Origin of the sequence: Enterococcus sp. DIV0755b, from assembly GCF_051713765.1 — a bacterium.
In the GTDB taxonomy this organism is placed as follows: Bacteria; Bacillota; Bacilli; order Lactobacillales; family Enterococcaceae; genus Enterococcus_C; species Enterococcus_C canintestini.
In genome coordinates, this window is sequence record NZ_JBIOQN010000001.1 from 1,950,209 (window position 1) to 1,969,361 (window position 19,153).

Consider the following 19,153-nt stretch of genomic DNA (forward strand, 5'->3'; position numbering starts at 1 on the left):
ATTCATTAAATTTTTAATCTTTAATACAATATGCGCAATAATTCTTCAACGACTTTTTCGCCATCGTGAAAAACGCCACCATCGCGTAATTGTAAAAAGTCAGCTGAAACAACACGACATCCTTCTTTGCGTAAACCTTTAAAGTCGTGTTTCACTTGAACCAAATATTCATCATATACTTCAGGATCCATATACCCTTCCGGAACTTTTTCAGTATTAACTAAAACAGTATCTACAAAAGGTTGGTTTAAGTGCTGATGTAAAACTTGTACATGATTAGCATCAGTAAAATGCTCTGTTTCACCTTTTTGAGTCATAATATTACAAATATAAACCGTCTCCGCTTGCGTAGCCAAAAGTGCGGCACCAATTTCTGAAATCATTAAATTAGGTAAAATACTTGTAAATAAACTCCCTGGCCCCAACACAATCATATCTGCTTCCATAATCGAAGAAACTACTTTTCGAGCAGCACTTGGTTCTTTGTCTCCTTCTTGATTACGAACAAAAACATGATCAATTGTCTTGCGATCAATCGCTATTTTTGATTCTCCGACTGCCTGGGTGCCATCTTTAAAAACAGCATGTAAAACTAATGGTGTTTCACTAGAAGGATAAATATGGCCATCGACATGCATCATCTTGCTCAATAATTGAATTGCTTCATAAGTACTGCCTCGCATTTCTGAAATCGCAGCAATAATCAAATTTCCCAAGGCGTGATTCGCTAAAAATTTGTCATCTTTATGAAAACGATATTGAAAAATATCAGCATATAATTGGGGCATATCTGATAAAGCGACTAAAACATTGCGTAAATCCCCTGGTGGAGCCATTGCAACGGAATTACGAATCTCACCACTACTGCCACCGTCGTCAGCCACAGTTACAACAGCCGTGATGTCAATCCCTTGATTTCTTAATCCCCGTAAAATAACTGGCAAACCAGTTCCGCCGCCTACGACCACGACTTTTGGTTTACGAATACGATATGTTTTCATTTTCATGAGCGGTTCACCGTCTCTTTGCGTTTGTCTTTATCCCGATGAGTGATATTAACTTTATAGTTTTTGCTTAATGCTTGCCCTACGCGTTCTGTCAAAGCAACCGATCGATGTTGTCCACCAGTACAACCAATTGCAACCGTTAAACTACTTTTACCCTCTTTTACATAACCAGGCATAATCGTCTCTAGTAACTGATAGAATTGTTGATAAAATTGTTCTGTCTCTGGAAATGACATAACATAGTCATAAACTTCTTGATCTTTCCCTGTTAACGGACGCAATTCAGGAATATAATGCGGGTTTGGTAAGAAACGCACGTCCATTACAATATCGGCATCAATTGGCAAACCATACTTAAAGCCAAATGAAATCATTTCAATCCGAAAACCGCCCTCATTGGTCGTTTTAAATTCTTGATTGATTTTTTCCCGCAGTTGCCGTGGCGTTAAATTGGTTGTATCGACAACAAAGGTTGCTTTAGTTTTTAAATCTTCCAAAATGGCGCGTTCTTTTCGAATTCCTTCTGTAATTAGACCTTCCATTGCCAAAGGATGCACGCGTCGAGTTTCCTTGTAACGTGAAACCAATTCCTCATCTGAAGCATCTAAAAATAACACTTGCGTATCAATAAAGTTCGTGTTTTCAATATCCACCAACATTTCTTGAATCTCTTCAAAAAAGGAGCGGGAGCGTAAATCAACGACTAGTGCAATTTTAGTAACTTTGCCGGATTCCTTGATTAGTTCCCAAAATTTAGGAATTAAAGAAGGTGGCATATTGTCAATGCAAAAATACCCCATATCTTCAAAGCTTTGAATCGCTACCGTCTTACCAGCACCACTCATTCCGGTAATAATCACTAGTTTTAAATTGTCTTGCATAAAAGCAGCTCCTCTCAAAAGTTGCAGTTTTTTTAAAGTTATCTCGACATGAATAAGCCGAACAAAGAATGGCAACTACTTTGGCTTTCTTTGCTCGGGTTTTTAGTATTCCTCTAAACTCTCAGCTGGAAAACTTCTCCATCTGATATTATAACATTCCGGGCGTATCATAAGCAATAATATTATATTCTCTTTACTTTTTACTTTAGAAATAAACAATCCATTTTCTATGTATATCTTTTTTCCATTAATAAAAAAGGACTGTGATCAAAAAGCTTCATCACAATCCTTTTAACACGACACGTGTACAACTGGCGTCTTTGTAATCAGTTAGTTAAACTATCACTAATTTTCTTTTGCGCTTTTACGATCAGCTAGCGCCCGTTCAATCGTACGATCAACTAAAATAGATTGCGCATCCACTACGCTATATGGATTATCCGTTGCAAATTCCTCCATTAAAGACAACTCAGTACAGCCTAAAACTGCACTAGCACAGCCACATTCTTCAATCGCTTCTGTCAGAATTTCATAATATAACTCTTTATTTAGAAAATCGTTTTCTTTAATATCACGATAAATCAAATCGTTCACTTTTTGTTGTAACGCTGCATTAGGCAGCATTACTTCAAAACCAACTTTTTCCAGTTCGCGTTGGTAAACACCCGCTTTTACACTGCCTTCTGTACCTAAAAAGGCCACCTTGCCACCTTCTTGACGCCGACTCATTTCAATCGCAGCTTCTCGTGGCATATGCAAAATAGGAATTTCAGTCGCCGCTTGTAGCGTTTCAAAAAAATAATGCGCAGTATTACAAGTCAAGACAATAAAATTTGGCTGTAACAAATTTTGTTTTTTTATATCATCTAATAAAAACGGTAGCGGGTTTTCTGCATCTTTATCTAAGATATAAGCTGTTCGATCAGGAACGGTCGCGTGATTAAACAAGACATAATTTAGATAATCTTGATCTTTATGCGTAACCGTCCGCTGATTTAACAGACGAACAAAACTTTCTGTTGCTTGGGTACCCATCCCACCTAAAATACTAAAAAAGTTTTCCACTAGGTTAGCCTTCTTTCTCACTGAAATATTTCTTAAAGCCTGTAACATAATTGTGGAAAGCATATTTCATCAAAAGATAACGACGAATTGATGAATCCTTTTCATAAAACAAAGTTGTGCCGTAACGTCCTGCTTTGATTAATTTTTCGGCATACTGCTTATCTGCGTTGTCTTTAACATATTGACGAAAGACTTTTTTAGGGACACCTAGCCAAACCTTAGCATTAGGATTATCTTTACGCCCATATTCAGTTTCTCTAAAGACGCTGCTAAAAACCAGGTCTTCTGTTACATATTTGGCTAAATTAAAACCACTTAAAGTAACAAAAAAACTACTTCGTCCTTGGCGTAAGTTAATTTCAAATAATTTATATTGACCATCACGACGGTCATATTTCATATCAAAATTAGCAAAACCAACATAATTGATTTTTTCCAAAAAGGCTTTGATTGTTTGGTAGATTTCATCATTTTCATCTGGCACAATCACTACATAATTTCCCACAGCCGCTGGCGCAGGATCTTCTAATAGCGGATGGCCTAAAAACATAAAACGAGTCTGCCCATTTTGATCGACATAGGCATTTAACACGCGCATATTGCTATCATCACCAGGAATGAAATCTTGAGCAATCATTTCACTTGTATAGCCCGCTTTGTATAGACGATCTAAAATCATATTAAACTCGGGTAAATTATCGATAATAAAGGCCTTTTTACGTCCTTCAAAATCGACAGATAACCATTCCACACTATTGGCCGGTTTTAAAGCCACCGGAAAATCAAAAGGCAACTCTTGATTTAATTTGCCGTCAATAACCATATCTTTTGTAATAATTAATGTTTTAGGATAAGGCAGTTGATATTTTTCACAAATATCATAAAAACTAACCTTATTAATTAATTTCTCAAACAAAGCGTAATCATTTGCCGCAAAAACATAATGTTCTTTTAACTCTTCTTTATGCTGGGATAACAATTCCGCATAACCATCTCCGCAAGCTACCAATAAATATTTTACACTGGGATCGTGATACTTGGTTTGAGCTAATTTCAATAATTCATCAATAAAAACTGGATCTTGATCAAAACCGGAAATCACATTAACATCGACAATTTTACTATATTTTGTTGGTGCCAATTGAAAAGAAGCATATGCTGTTGATTTTATACCATATTCTTCATAAAATGCTCGGGCCATGCCGTAAACATTCATGTCACTACCTAATAATATGGGGACAAAAGATTGTCGTTCCACTTTTACCACACTCACTTTATGTTTTACTTTAACTATAGAATCTTCTATTAATACAACATTCGTATCATACCATAAAGAAAAAGAGCAATCAAAAGCTATCTTCTGACTGCTCTTTTTCTAAAAGAAATATTAGTGATTTAGTTTAAAACTTTTTTCAAATATTGACCGGTATAACTTTCTTTTACTTTTGCAATTTGTTCTGGGGTTCCTTTGGCGATAATCATACCACCACCGTCACCACCTTCTGGACCTAGATCAATCACATAATCCGCTGATTTAATGACATCCAAATTATGTTCAATTACTAAAACAGTATTGCCTGCATCTGATAAACGTTCCAAAACTTTTAATAAACGGGCAATGTCATCTGTATGCAACCCAGTGGTCGGTTCATCCAAGATATAAAAACTTTTTCCATTAGAATTTTTATGCAATTCACTGGCCAATTTCATCCGTTGGGCTTCACCGCCGGATAAAGTCGTTGCTGGTTGACCTAAAGTGACATATCCTAAACCAACGTCAACAATCGTTTGTAATTTACGATGGATTTTAGGGATATGTTTGAAAAATTCAACGGCATCTTCTACAGTCATTTCTAAAATTTCAGCAATATTTTTTCCTTTATAATGAACTTCTAAAGTCTCAGAGTTGTAGCGTTTGCCATGACAAACTTCACAAGGTACGTAAACATCTGGTAAAAAGTGCATCTCAATTTTAATGATACCATCTCCGCGACACGCCTCACAACGTCCGCCTTTCACATTAAAACTAAAACGACCTTTTTTATAACCACGAATTTTAGCTTCATTCGTTTTAGCAAATAAATCACGAATATCATCAAAAACACTTGTATAAGTGGCCGGATTACTACGAGGCGTTCTGCCAATGGGACTTTGATCGATATCAATTATTTTTTCAATCGCTTCATAACCTGTTATCTTCTTGAATTTACCCGGTTTATTTGAATTACGATTGATTTTTTGCGCCAATGCTTTTTTCAAAATTTCATTTACTAACGTTGATTTACCTGAACCTGAAACCCCAGTAACGGCAATAAATTTCCCTAATGGAAAATCAACACTAACATTTTTCAAATTATTCTCGGCAGCACCTGTAATTCTTAGTTTATTACCGTTGCCTTTACGACGTGTTTTTGGTACTGGAATTACTTTTTTGCCTGATAAATATTGACCTGTGATAGAATTTTCATTGGCAGCTACTTCCTCAGGTGTGCCGGCTGCTACAATTTCGCCACCTTGGGCTCCTGCACCAGGACCTACGTCAATTAAATAATCTGCCGCCCGCATTGTATCTTCATCATGTTCAACCACGATTAACGTATTCCCCAAGTCTCGCATTTTCCGCAAAGAATCAAGCAGGCGATCATTGTCTCGTTGGTGTAAACCAATCGATGGTTCATCTAAAATGTACAACACCCCAGATAAGTTTGACCCAATCTGCGTCGCCAAACGAATTCGTTGGGCTTCACCACCTGATAATGTTCCAGCAGCTCGACTTAAAGTCAGATAATCTAATCCTACATTTTGCAAGAAATTCAAACGATCGTTAATTTCTTTTAAAATTGGTTTTGCTATCATCTGTTCTTGTTCGGTTAATTTTACTGTTTCAAAGAAGTTTAATGCATTATGAATTGCTTTTTCACTTACTTCACCAATGTGGGTACCATTCACTTGGACCGACAAAGCTTGTGGATTCAAACGATAACCATGGCAAGTTTCACACGTGAGCTCTGTCATGTATAGACGCATTTGATCTCTGGTAAAGTCACTATTGGTTTCATGATAGCGACGTTTAATATTGGTTAAAACCCCTTCAAAAGGTACTTCAACATCCCGCACACCACCAAAGTCATTTTCATAATGAAAGTGAAAAGTTTCTCCATTGGAACCTCTTAGAACAATTTGCTGTTGTTCTTCAGGCAGCTCTTCAAACGGTGTATCTAAATCGATCCCAAAACTATCACAAGCTTGCGCTAACATTTCCGGATAATATTGTGAGCTGATGGGATTCCAAGGAATAATCGCTCCTTCACGTAATGTTTTGCTTTGATCTGGAATTACCAAGTCCAAATCGACTTCTAATTTCACCCCTAAGCCATCACATTCTGGACAAGCTCCAAAAGGCGCATTAAAAGAAAACAAACGCGGTTCTAACTCGCCAACGGTAAAACCACAATAAGGACAGGAGTAATGTTCACTAAACAGTTTTTCCTCTTGTCCAATGACATCCACCACTGCGTAGCCCTTAGCTAAATGCAGTGCCGCTTCAAAAGAATCAAATAAACGTGAACGGATACCATCTTTTACGACAATACGGTCAATCACAATCGCAATTTCGTGTTTTAAGTTTTTTTCTAATTCTGGCACTTCACTAATATCATAAATTTCACCATCTACCCGAACCCGCACATACCCTTCTTTTTGAATTAATTCAAAAACTTTTTTATGTTGTCCTTTTTTTTGATAAACAATCGGAGCTAAAATTTGAATTTTCGTACGCTCAGGTAATGTTAAAACTTCATCGACCATTTGTTCTACCGATTGGCTCGTAATTTCAATATGATCATTTGGACAAATAGGATGACCAACACGAGCGTATAGCAACCGCAAGTAATCATTAATCTCAGTAACGGTACCGACAGTTGAACGGGGATTTTTACTCGTGGTTTTTTGATCAATTGAAATCGCCGGGCTTAAACCATCGATACTATCAACGTCTGGTTTATCCATTTGACCCAAAAACTGACGCGCATAAGCCGATAGACTTTCAACATAACGTCGTTGTCCTTCAGCATATAATGTGTCAAAAGCAAGTGAACTTTTCCCCGAACCAGAAAGTCCTGTAACTACAACTAGTTCATCTCGTGGAATCGTGACATCAATATTTTTTAAATTATGGGCTCTGGCGCCATGAATTACGATTTTATCATTTGCCATATTTTTACTCCTTAATCGTTTAAAAGCGCCAAAAGACGCTTTTAAACTTATTTTTATTCTGTTGCTTTTAATTCTAAAATTGTATCTCGCAACGTTGCAGCTGTTTCAAAATCTAACGCTTTTGCCGCATCTTTCATTTCTGCTTCTAATTTGATTAATAAAGTATCTTTTTCTTCTTTGGTCAATTCATCATAATTGGCTAGTGTAACTTCTTCACCTGTATCATCACTAGCTTTTGTAATTGCGATTAAATCACGAATTTCTTTAATAATGGTCTTAGGTATGATACCGTGTTCTTCGTTGTATTTTTCTTGGATACTACGACGACGAGAGGTTTCATCCATTGCTTTTTGCATAGAATCAGTAATTTTATCAGCATACATAATTACTTTCCCTTCTGAATTACGAGCTGCCCGTCCAATCGTCTGAACTAAAGAACGTTCACTGCGTAAGAAACCTTCTTTATCTGCATCTAAAATCGCAACTAAAGATACTTCTGGTACATCAAGACCTTCTCTTAATAAGTTAATTCCCACTAAAACATCAAATTTGCCTAAACGTAAATCACGAATAATCTCAGTTCGTTCCAACGTTTTAATATCACTGTGAAGATATTTCACTTTAATCCCTAATTCTTTAAAGTAGTCTGTTAAATCTTCTGACATTTTTTTCGTTAATGTTGTCACAAACACGCGCTCATCTTTTGCTGCCCGCTCATTAATTTCTCCGACTAAATCGTCAATTTGTCCCATAATTGGTCGCACTTCAATCAATGGATCTAATAAACCAGTCGGTCGAATAATTTGTTGAATTACGGTATCCGTTTGTTCTGCCTCATATGGTCCTGGAGTAGCAGAAACGTAGATGATCTGGTGTACATGTTCTTCAAATTCTTCTAAGCGCAGTGGCCGGTTATCAAGAGCTGATGGTAAACGAAAACCATAATCCACTAGCATTTGTTTTCGTGCTCTATCACCATTATACATTCCGCGAATTTGCGGCATAGTAACGTGAGATTCATCAATCACAATCAGATAATCTTCTGGAAAGAAATCTAGTAATGTATAAGGAGGCTCTCCTTCTTTACGACCATCTAAATGACGTGAATAATTTTCAATCCCAGAAGTGTACCCCATCTCTCGTAACATCTCGATATCATAATTGGTCCGTTGTTCAAGGCGTTGCGCTTCTAATAATTGGTTGTTTTCACGTAAAATTTTCAAGCGCAGATCTAATTCTTTTTGAATAGAAGCAATTGCTGTTTCCAGATGATCTTCATTTGTTACAAAGTGAGTGGCAGGAAAAATCGAAACATGCTCTGTTTCGGCGATTATTTCGCCTGTCAAAGCATCAACTTCGCGAATACGATCAATTTCATCACCAAAGAATTCAACCCGCAGTGCACGCTCATCTCTTGAAGCTGGGAAAATCTCAACAACATCTCCTCGGACCCGGAATCGTCCCCGTTGAAAATCGATATCATTGCGTTCAAATTGAATTTCAACTAAGTCGCGCAATAATTGGTCCCGACTGATTTCCATGCCGACACGTAATGACACGACTTGTTTTTGATATTCCATTGGTGAACCTAAGCCAAAAATACACGATACCGAAGCCACAACTACCACATCGTTGCGCTCTAATAATGCGCTAGTGGCGGAGTGACGTAATTTGTCAATTTCATCATTAATACTAGAGTCTTTTTCAATATAGGTGTCAGAAGATGGAACATAAGCCTCTGGTTGATAATAATCATAGTAACTGACGAAATATTCTACAGCATTGTTAGGAAAAAATTCTTTAAATTCTCCATACAATTGTCCTGCTAAAGTTTTATTATGGGCAATAATTAAAGTTGGTTTATTAACCTCTTTAATAACATTTGAAATTGTATAAGTTTTACCAGTACCAGTTGCACCTAATAAAACTTGTGCTTTCTTGCCGGCATTAACCCCGTCTACTAACTGGCTAATCGCCTCTGGTTGGTCCCCAGCAGGTTCATATTTTGAAACTAACTGAAATTGATTGGAGGTTACTCGATCAATCATTCACATCTTCCTCCCTGATATTATTTTCTCTTTACAAAAATTGTATTCTTTTCCTATATAAAAGAAAATAAATACGCATTTTGTCCACGAAATATTTTAACATAGCGAACATATTTTCGCCACTTTTGAACTGCGTCTGAAGTTTTTCTTAATGTTATGTTTTATTACATGAGTTGTTACTTTTTTAGACTTTTTTCTCATAATCAGCAAAAAAGCATTGTGAAGAGAAGAATTACTGCATATAATATTTCATATGCGAATTTTATAAGCACTTTGTTATAACTAGTTAAGTAGGCTTAATCTTGCTATCATTTTTATTTGGTAGTTAAAAGTCTTTTAACATTTATTTATAGGAGGAATTAACAATGAAAAGAAAACTGCTCTTATGTTTGTCTTTCTTGGCGGGTTTTTTAACTTTAGCTGTTAGTAAACCAGCTGCAGCTGCAGAAGAAACCTACAAAATCGGCACGGATATTACGTTTTCCCCTTTTGAATTTCAAAATGATCAAAATGAGTATGTCGGTATTGATATTGACTTGTTAAAAGCAATCGCCAAAGACCAAAATTTCCAAATTGAACTAAAACCATTAGGCTTTGACAGTTCCATTCAAGGTGTGCAATCTAACCAACTAGATGCGATGATTGCTGGGATGAGCATTACAGACGAACGAAAGAAATCTTTTGATTTTTCTGACCCTTACTACGACAGCGGTATTCAAATGGCGGTAAAAAAAGGCAATGAAAAAATTAAAGATTATAACGATCTAAAAGGTAAAACTGTCGGCGCTAAAGTCGGAACCGAATCCGCTACTTTTTTAGAGGAAAATAAAGAAAAATACGGTTTTGATATCAAACTATATGACGCAGCAGATGCCTTATATGGCTCATTAAACAACGATACTGTCCAAGCTATTTTTGATGATGAACCTGTTTTGGGTTATGCGGTGACACAAGGTCAACCATTACAATTAGTTGGCGAAAAAGAAAAAGGTAATTCTTATGGTTTCGCTGTTAAAAAAGGTAAAAATGCCGAATTACTGGAAAAATTCAACGCTGGTTTAAAAGATTTAAAAGCCAATGGCGAGTATGATAAAATCGTCGCAAAATACGTTACCAAAAGCGATGATGAAGCTGCTACTGCTATGAAAAAAATTGAACCAAAAAAAGCTGAATACGTAATTGCCAGTGATACAGCCTTTGCTCCTTTTGAATTTCAAAATACAGATAACAAGTATGAAGGTATTGATGTTGATTTATTAAATAAAGCTGCAGAAATGCAAGGCTTTAACCTAAAATGGAATCACATTGGTTTTGCTGGCGCTGTCCAAGCAGTTCAAGGTAACCAAGCCGACGCGATGATTGCTGGCATGACAATCACAGATGAACGTAAAGAAAGTTTTGATTTTTCTGATCCTTATTTTGAATCTGGGATTCAATTAGCCATCAAAAAAGGCAATGATGAAATCAAATCTTATGCTGATTTAAAAGGAAAAAAAGTTGGCGCTAAAATTGGAACTGAAAGCGCCGATTTCCTTCAAAAAAATAAAGACAAATACGGTTATACCATTAAGCAATACGATACAGCAGATGGCCTATATGATTCTGTTCGCGGTGGCCAAATCGATGCTATTATGGACGATTATCCTGTGATTGGCTACGCCATTAGCCAAGGACAAGAACTCGCTACGCCAATTAAACGTGAAAGCGGTGGTTCTTATGGCTTTGCTGTCAAAAAAGGGCAATCTCCTGAATTATTAGAAATGTTCAACGAAGCTTTAAAAGAAATGAAACGTACTGGTGAATACGACAAAATCTTAGATAAATATATTGCCGATGGAAATGAACAAAAAAAATCGACAGTTGATGAATCTACTATTGGTGGCTTATTAAAAAACAACTGGAAAGTGTTATTAGAAGGCTTATGGAAAACCATCACCCTAGCTTTAATATCATTTGCGTTAGCTCTTGTGATTGGCGTTATCTTTGGTTTATTCAGCGTCGCACCAATTAAAGGTTTGCGAATTTTCGCTTCAATTTATGTTGATATTATTCGCGGAATTCCGATGATGGTACTGGCATTCTTTATCTTCTTTGGACTTTCAGATGCAATTGGGGTTACTATTCCAGATTATACGGCGGGTGTGATTACCCTAACTTTAAATGCGAGTGCTTATATCGCTGAAATCGTTCGTGGTGGTATTAACGCTGTTCCTGTGGGTCAAATGGAGGCCTCTCGTAGCTTGGGGTTAGGATATACCCACACGATGCGAAAAATCATTTTACCACAAGCGATTAAAATTATGATTCCATCTTTTGTTAACCAATTTGTCATCTCCTTAAAAGATACTACAATTATCTCTGTTATCGGGGTTGTTGAATTGTTGCAAACAGGTAAAATTATCGTCGCACGTAACATGCAAAGTACGTATGTCTATTTAATTGTTGGTGTGATGTATTTAATTGTTATCACTGCCCTGACTCGTCTGGCTAAAGTTTTAGAAAAGAAGGTGAAATAAGATGGCAGAAAAAATCAAAGTAACAAACTTAGTAAAAAAATACGGCGATAATACCGTTTTAAACGATATGAGTATTACCATCAATGAAGGAGAAGTTGTTTGTGTTATCGGCCCTTCTGGTTCTGGGAAAAGTACTTTTTTACGTTGTTTAAACCGTTTAGAAGAGCCAACTAGTGGTGATATCGAAATTGATGGTACCCACTTAATGGCTAAAGGAACCGATATTAATAAAGTCCGCCAACATATTGGCATGGTTTTCCAGCACTTTAACCTTTTCCCTCATCTTTCAGTTTTACAAAATATTACTTTAGCACCAACAGACCTTGGTCGCATGTCAAAAACTGATGCAGAGAAAAAAGCTGTTAGTTTGTTAGAAACTGTCGGTTTAGCTGATAAAAAGAATGCCTTACCAGATAGCTTATCTGGTGGCCAAAAACAACGGGTTGCAATTGCTCGGGCATTAGCGATGAATCCAGATATTATGTTGTTTGACGAACCTACTTCTGCTCTTGATCCTGAAATGGTAGGTGACGTTTTAAACGTTATGAAAAAATTAGCTCAACAAGGGATGACCATGGTGATTGTTACCCATGAAATGGGCTTTGCCAAAGAAGTAGCCAACCGCGTCTTATTCTGTGATGGTGGGAAGTTCTTAGAAGATGGCACGCCAGATGAAGTCTTTAACAATCCAACTAACCCACGGACACAAGACTTCTTGAACAAAGTATTAAATATTTAAGCAACTAAAAAGCAATCATTTCCACCAAGACTAACTTGGGAAATGATTGCTTTTTTAATGCTCTGTACCGCCAATAGTTTTAATATCTTCTAAACCATTGTAAGTAACCATTGCAGCAATTGCCAATTCCAATCCTTTAACAATATCTTCTAAGCTCATCGCCGGCTGATTTGGCTTAGTAACCACTTGGGCTGGAATATAAGGAACATGAATAAAGCCCCCTTTTATTTTGGGATAACGCGTAGAAATTAAATGCTGGACATAATACATGACATAATTACAAACAAAGGTACCCGCCGTATACGAAACCGCGGCAGGAATTCCGTTTTCATTAAGAGCCGAAACAATTGCTTTAACTGGCAATTGGGTAAAATAAGCCGTTGGACCATCGGCAAAGATAGCTTCATCAAGCGGTTGATTCCCCTGATTATCAGCAATTCGCGCATCTGCTAGATTAATAGCAACTTTTTCTACCGTAATATTAAAGCGTCCCCCTGCTTGCCCAACATTTAAAACCAGATCAGGCTGATAAGTTTGAATTGCTTGCTGAATAATTGGTCCAACTTCATTAAATACAGTGGGAATTTCTAAGGTAATTATCTTAGCACCACTTATTTGGGTTGGTAATTTTTTTACCGCTTCTAAAGCTGGGTTAATTTTCTCAGAGCCAAACGGGTCAAAGCCCGTTACTAAAATTTTCATTTTGTCCTCCATTAAGCTAGTTGTTTTAACGCCATAATAATTCTTTTAGTGTTCACTTGTGGAGAAATATGATTTCCCGCTTTTTTAGTTTCTAAAATTTTTTCAGCAAATTGCTGCAAATTAATTTCTTCTATCTTCAAGTTAAGTTCTTTAAGTGTTGTCGGTAATAAGAGATTAGCAAATAAATCATGGTAAAAAGGATATTCTGCCAGTCTTTGTTCTGCTAACAATTGCAGTAAAATACCCACTGCAACAATTTGACCATGACTACCTGTAATAGTTAATTCTTTGTCTCCCATAATAACATTATGAAAGCCATGAGCTAAGCTTAAGCCCGCATTTTCAAAACCTAGACCACTTAACAAAATATTAGCTTCAACGACATTTTCAAAGGATTGCGTAATCATCCCTTTTCTTTGAGCGTGACAAGCATTTGCAATTTCATCAATTAAAATATCGTGGCAACTTTTCGCTAGGCTTAACGCGGCCAACGTTGGTTTTTCATGGCGTGTATTTCGTCCATTTTCTTCAAAGATACTTCTAGCTTCAATATAAGTTGCAATCCCATCTGCAAATCCTGCAATTAACATGGTTTGCGGCGCATTTAAAATGACGTTCGTATCTACCAAAACAATCGCTGGATTTTTTTCATAAAAATCATACTTTTGGAAATTTCCTTTTTCGTCATAAATCACTGAAATACGGGAAGTAGCCGCATCAGTCGCAGCGGAAGTCGGTAAGACAGCAATTGGTAAATTACTCACATGGGCAATCATTTTCCCCAAATCCATTGCCTTACCACCACCTAAAGCAATGACAAATTGACAATTAAAATTTTTTATAACTTCTTTAGCTTCTACTAAAAGTTCTCCTGAGATGACGTTATCAACTAAAATTGTCGTACTTGCAATTTCTTGCTCGACTAAATGATGGACAAAATCTGTTCCTAGCATTTGCATTACAAAAGAATCAGATACTATTAACGCTCGATTACCTAATCTAAGTAGCCGATGTAGTTGCGTTTTAAAGGCATCCGGACCTTGTATGTACTCTTCGGGACTGGTAAAAACGCGCATAAAATCACTCCTTTTTCTCAATTATTTTAACTATACCGCAAAAAGCAAAAGAGTTCATGGGAATTTTCCATGAACTCTTTTGTCTATTTTTTCTTACCACCAAAAGCATCTTTCATTTTATCAAAGAAACCTTCTGATTGTTGTTCGGTTAATTTTGTGCCACTCACTTCCGCAAATTGACGTAAAGCTTGTTTTTGCTCTTCATTTAAGTTTTTCGGCGTAATCAGCTTAACTTTGACGTGTTGGTCACCGTTACCTGTTCCTCTAAGTTTTGGCGCACCTTTTCCACGCAAACGGAAATTGGTACCTGTTTGTGTTCCAGCAGGCACTTTTAATTTCACTTCACCATGAACAGTCGGTACATTAATTTCATCTCCTAGTGCTGCTTGGACAAAATTAAGTGGTAATTCATAGTAGATTTCAGCCCCATCGCGATCAAAGATGTCGCTTTCTTCTACTCGGAAGACAACGTATAAATCACCATAAGGTCCGCCGTTTTCACCAGCCTCACCTTGATTTTGCAGACGCATTTGTTGACCGTCTTCTACCCCAGCTGGAACTGTAACTTTTACTTCATGCGCTTTTTTTTCATGACCAGAACCGTGACAAGTTGGACATGGTTCTTTAATTTCTTTACCAGTACCATGGCACACATCACAAGTTTGACGACTCATCATTCGTCCTAGTGGTGTTTGACGTTCCACATTAATCGTACCTGCACCATGACATTTTGAACATGTCACTGGTTGAGTTCCTGGTTTAGCACCATTCCCACCACAAGTATGACACACTTCTTCACGGTTATATTTAACCGTTTTTTCGACGCCAAAAATTGCTTCTTCAAACTTCAAATTCACCGCATATTGTAAATCTGCCCCTTGGCGCGGTGCGTTTGGATCAACAGAACGGCCACCACCGCCACCAAAGAAGGATTCAAAGATATCCTCAAAGCCGCCAAAACTACCGCCGCCACTAAATCCACCATAGTTGCCACCAAAACCACCGTAGCCACCACCATAATTAGGATCGGTACCAGCATGACCATACTGATCATAAGCTGCACGTTTTTGCGGATCGCTTAAGATTTCATAAGCTTCTGAAATCTCTTTAAATTTTTCTTCAGCATCAGGTTCTTTATTAATATCCGGGTGATACTTTTTGGAAAGCTTGCGATATGCTTTTTTGATTTCGTCATCGGAAGCTCCCTTTTGCAGCCCGAGGACTTCGTAATAATCACGTTTGTCTGCCATAGGCTTTCCCTCCACATACTTTTATTCTCACTTGGGTATTTTAACACATTTTAAAAGGAAGCTAAACTATCTCATAGAAAAAGCCAAAGCAATGGCCTTGGCTTTTTCCTCCTAAAGTACAAAATAGATCTTATAGACTAAAATTATTTATCGTCGCCATCTACTTCTTCAAAATCAGCATCGACAACGTCATCTGCGCCGCCTTGTGCTTCATTTGGGTTAGCTTCAGCTTGTTGTTGCGCAGCTTGTTCATATAATTTAACCGTTAAGTTTTGCACGATTTCACTCAATGCATCACGTTTCGCTTTCATATCTTCTAAATTATTTGCTTCAACTGCTGCTTTTAATTCATCTCGTGCATCTTCTGCTTTTTTAACTTCGTCAGCGTCAACTTTACCTTCTAATTCTTTCAATGTTTTGTCAACAGAGAATAATAAAGCATCGACGTCATTACGTAAGTCTACTTCTTCTTTACGGGCTTTATCTGCTTCAGCATTTGCTTCAGCATCTTTTACCATCCGTTCGATTTCATCATCTGATAAACCTGATGAAGATTTGATTGTAATTTTTTGTTCTTTTTGTGTTCCTAAATCTTTGGCTGATACATTTACAATCCCGTTTTTATCAATATCAAAGGTTACTTCGATTTGTGGGATACCACGAGGAGCAGCCGGAATATCAGTTAATTGGAAACGACCTAAAGTTTTGTTATCTGCTGCCATTGGGCGTTCACCTTGTAACACGTGAATGTCAACAGCTGGTTGGTTATCTGCTGCGGTTGAGAATACTTGTGATTTACTTGTTGGGATAGTAGTATTACGGTCAATCAATTTAGTAAATACGCCACCCATTGTTTCAATCCCTAATGATAAAGGTGTAACATCAAGTAAGACAACATCTTTTACGTCACCTGTAATAACCCCACCTTGAATAGCGGCACCCATCGCAACAACTTCATCTGGGTTAACAGATTTATTAGGTTCTTTACCAGTTTCTTTACGAACTGCTTCTACAACTGCAGGAATACGAGTTGAACCACCAACTAAAATAACTTCATCTACTTCAGATTGTGATAAACCAGCATCTTTTAAGGCTTGGCGTACAGGAACTTTAGTACGTTCAACTAAGTCAGCTGTTAATTCATCAAATTTAGCACGCGTTAATGTCATTTCTAAGTGTAATGGACCAGCATCGCCTGCGGTAATAAATGGTAAGCTAATTTGTGTACTTGTTACACCAGATAAATCTTTTTTCGCTTTTTCAGCAGCATCTTTCAAACGTTGCATTGCCATTTTATCATTTGAAAGATCAATTCCATTTTCTTTTTTGAATTCTGCAACCATGTGATCGATGATTTTGTTATCAAAGTCATCCCCACCTAAATGGTTATCACCGGCAGTTGATAATACATCAAAGACACCGTCGCCTAATTCCAAAATAGAAACGTCAAAAGTACCACCACCAAGGTCAAAAACTAAGATCTTTTCATCACGATCTGTTTTATCTAGACCATAAGCTAGCGCAGCTGCTGTTGGTTCGTTTACGATTCGTTCCACTTCAAGACCTGCGATTTTACCAGCATCTTTTGTCGCTTGACGTTGGGCATCGTTAAAGTAAGCAGGGACTGTAATAACTGCTTTTTCAACTTTTTCACCTAAATAATCTTCAGCAAAGCCTTTAATATATTGTAAAACCATCGCTGAGATTTCTTGTGGTGTATAAGATTTACCTTCTACTTCAACTTTATAACCAGCTTCACCCATATGACGTTTAATAGAAGAAACTGTATTTGGGTTTGTCACTGCTTGACGTTTTGCAACTTCCCCAACTTGAATTTCACCGTTTTTAAAAGAAACAACTGAAGGAGTTGTACGGTTACCTTCTGGATTTGCAATAATTTTTGCTTCTCCGCCTTCTAAGACTGCAACAGCAGAGTTTGTAGTACCTAAGTCAATACCAATAATTTTACTCATAATAAAACGCTCCTTTGTTAATTATCTCTAGTAAATTTTTAATCATTTATTGTGCTACAACAACCATACTTGGTCGCAAAACGCGATCATGTAATTTGTAGCCTTTTTGTAATACCTGCACAATTGTATTTGCAGGCACATCATCACTTGCTTCAACTGTTTGTACGCCTTGATGGAAATTTGGGTCAAAAGTTTCACCAGCTGCAGGAATTTCTTCAATTCCTTCTTCTTTTAGCGCTTGTTGTAAACTAGCCAGTGTCATTTCGACACCTTTTTTCAAGTTCATACCTTGATCATCTGTCACTTCAGTTGCCATTGCCCGTTCCAAATTGTCAATTGCTGGCAATAATTTTTTGGCTAAATCTTGGGAGCGATAACGTTGTAACAATTCTCTTTCATTACGATTACGATTGGTAATATTAGCAATTTCCGCTCGGGCACGTAGTAATTGATCATCCAATTCATCAATTTTTGTTGTCAATTCAGTTAACTCATCTGTAACCGATTCTTGTTCTTCTAAATCTTTCAACTCGGCTACTTCTTCTTCTAATTCTTGATCTTTTACTTCTTGATCTTTTTCTGACACTGAACTTGCCACCTTTCTATGCAAATTTCTTATTTAACTTGTTGCATCTAACCCGCGGTAGTATTCCGCTAGTTTCTCAGCTAGTTCACGAGAAAATACATCAAGTAAACCAAACATTTTAGAATACTGCATACTTGCAGGCCCCAATAATGCTATAACTCCTTTACCATGACCTGAAATATCATAACTAGCTTGAATCAAGCTCATATTATGAAATAAGTCATTGCCCAATTCATCACCAATTCTAATAGCGATACTATCTGTGGGAGGAATCAAAAGTTGCATCAATTCTTCAGGGTCTTTCATAAAGCGGTAAATGGATTTAAACTGAGCCACATCTTGTGATGGTTCAAAATCAATCATATTCATTCGACCGCCTACAAACACTTTTTCTTCAAAAATTTGACCTAACATTAAATCAAATAAATCTAAAATACCTTCAGTTGTTTGAAAGTACTTATGCAAGATCATCGGAATCTCAGTACGCAGACGTTGGTAAACCGTAAGTAACGGCTCACCTACTAGTTTATCGTTGATGATCCGTACCATCTTCTCCAAGTCAGCTCCGCTGACATTTTGCGGTAAGGCAAAAACTTGACTTTCGACATTGCCCTGATCTGTTACAATAATCGCAATCACTTGACGGCTATTTAAAGGCACAATCCGAAATCCTGTCAGACGTCTATCCTTCATATCTGGACCTAACGAAAACGCAGTATAACTAGTCAAGCTTGATAAAATTTCAGCAGAGCGCTGAATAATATCATTAATTTCATGAAACTCCTGACCAAAAGATTGCTTAATCACCTGCATCTCTGTCTTGGCTACACGGGTAGGTTTCAATAAATGATCGACATAATAACGATAACCCTTCATCGAAGGAATACGACCAGAAGAAGAATGGGTCTTTTGTAATAGACCAGCCTCTTCTAAGGCCTTCATATCATTACGTATCGTAGCAGAACTCGCCTTAATTCCAGCGGCCATTAACGACTTTGATCCTACCGGCAACCCGGTCTTCGTATAATGTTGGATAATGAGACGCAGAATATCTTGTTGTCTGTTCGTCAACATATTCATCACCTCGTATTTAGC

The 19,153-nt window shown here is 37.2% G+C and carries 14 protein-coding genes; 2 read left to right on the forward strand and 12 right to left on the reverse strand.

The window, feature by feature from the left end; all coding sequences use genetic code 11:
* Positions 1 to 20 precede the first annotated feature (20 nt).
* The 6 genes from IGI65_RS09380 to uvrB form a co-directional block, all read right to left on the reverse strand.
* Positions 21 to 1,007 (reverse strand): gluconeogenesis factor YvcK family protein, encoded by a 987-nt coding sequence (locus IGI65_RS09380; protein ID WP_095005720.1) that lies wholly within the window; start codon positions 1,005 to 1,007, stop codon positions 21 to 23.
* A complete protein-coding gene (gene rapZ / locus IGI65_RS09385) occupies positions 1,004 to 1,888 on the reverse strand; it encodes an RNase adapter RapZ (protein WP_095005721.1) in 885 nt (294 codons plus the stop codon). Before rapZ ends, IGI65_RS09380 begins: the two co-directional genes overlap by 4 nt.
* A 345-nt stretch (positions 1,889 to 2,233) precedes the next feature.
* A complete protein-coding gene (locus IGI65_RS09390; protein WP_071863929.1) occupies positions 2,234 to 2,953 on the reverse strand; it encodes an amino acid racemase in 720 nt (239 codons plus the stop codon).
* 4 nt (positions 2,954 to 2,957) lie between these two features.
* The gene (locus tag IGI65_RS09395) at positions 2,958 to 4,169 is read right to left on the reverse strand and encodes a carboxylate--amine ligase (RefSeq protein ID WP_438774433.1); all 1,212 of its coding nucleotides are present in this window, start codon (positions 4,167 to 4,169) and stop codon (positions 2,958 to 2,960) included.
* Positions 4,170 to 4,348: 179 nt separating this feature from the next.
* The gene (gene uvrA, locus IGI65_RS09400; protein WP_438774017.1) at positions 4,349 to 7,168 is read right to left on the reverse strand and encodes an excinuclease ABC subunit UvrA; all 2,820 of its coding nucleotides are present in this window, start codon (positions 7,166 to 7,168) and stop codon (positions 4,349 to 4,351) included.
* Positions 7,169 to 7,221: 53 nt separating this feature from the next.
* Positions 7,222 to 9,216, reverse strand: coding sequence for an excinuclease ABC subunit UvrB (gene uvrB, locus IGI65_RS09405; protein WP_438774019.1), 1,995 nt, complete (start codon positions 9,214 to 9,216; stop codon positions 7,222 to 7,224).
* A 365-nt stretch (positions 9,217 to 9,581) separates the two neighbouring features.
* Between uvrB and IGI65_RS09410 the strand changes: the two genes are divergently transcribed.
* Positions 9,582 to 11,732, forward strand: coding sequence for an amino acid ABC transporter substrate-binding protein/permease (locus IGI65_RS09410; RefSeq protein ID WP_438774020.1), 2,151 nt, complete (start codon positions 9,582 to 9,584; stop codon positions 11,730 to 11,732).
* 1 nt (position 11,733) lies between these two features.
* Positions 11,734 to 12,471 (forward strand): amino acid ABC transporter ATP-binding protein, encoded by a 738-nt coding sequence (locus IGI65_RS09415; protein ID WP_438774021.1) that lies wholly within the window; start codon positions 11,734 to 11,736, stop codon positions 12,469 to 12,471.
* Between the two features lie 54 nt (positions 12,472 to 12,525).
* Here the strand turns inward: IGI65_RS09415 and pcp are convergent, their stop codons facing one another.
* The 6 genes from pcp to hrcA all read right to left on the reverse strand — a co-directional run bounded on the left by pcp (position 12,526) and on the right by hrcA (position 19,132).
* Positions 12,526 to 13,173 carry a pyroglutamyl-peptidase I gene (gene pcp, locus IGI65_RS09420; protein ID WP_438774022.1) on the reverse strand — a complete coding sequence of 216 codons (648 nt, stop codon included), beginning with the start codon at positions 13,171 to 13,173 and terminating at the stop codon, positions 12,526 to 12,528.
* 11 nt (positions 13,174 to 13,184) lie between these two features.
* Positions 13,185 to 14,249, reverse strand: a complete 1,065-nt coding sequence (locus tag IGI65_RS09425; protein WP_438774023.1) for an iron-containing alcohol dehydrogenase — start codon at positions 14,247 to 14,249, stop codon at positions 13,185 to 13,187.
* 83 nt (positions 14,250 to 14,332) lie between these two features.
* Complete coding sequence (dnaJ, locus tag IGI65_RS09430; protein WP_095005727.1) at positions 14,333 to 15,499, reverse strand: molecular chaperone DnaJ; 1,167 nt, start codon at positions 15,497 to 15,499, stop codon at positions 14,333 to 14,335.
* A 143-nt stretch (positions 15,500 to 15,642) separates the two neighbouring features.
* Complete coding sequence (dnaK, locus tag IGI65_RS09435) at positions 15,643 to 17,472, reverse strand: molecular chaperone DnaK (protein WP_071863921.1); 1,830 nt, start codon at positions 17,470 to 17,472, stop codon at positions 15,643 to 15,645.
* A gap of 46 nt (positions 17,473 to 17,518) precedes the next feature.
* Positions 17,519 to 18,058, reverse strand: coding sequence for a nucleotide exchange factor GrpE (grpE, locus tag IGI65_RS09440; protein WP_071863920.1), 540 nt, complete (start codon positions 18,056 to 18,058; stop codon positions 17,519 to 17,521).
* Positions 18,059 to 18,091: 33 nt separating this feature from the next.
* A complete protein-coding gene (hrcA, locus tag IGI65_RS09445) occupies positions 18,092 to 19,132 on the reverse strand; it encodes a heat-inducible transcriptional repressor HrcA (RefSeq protein WP_071863919.1) in 1,041 nt (346 codons plus the stop codon).
* Positions 19,133 to 19,153 lie beyond the last annotated feature (21 nt).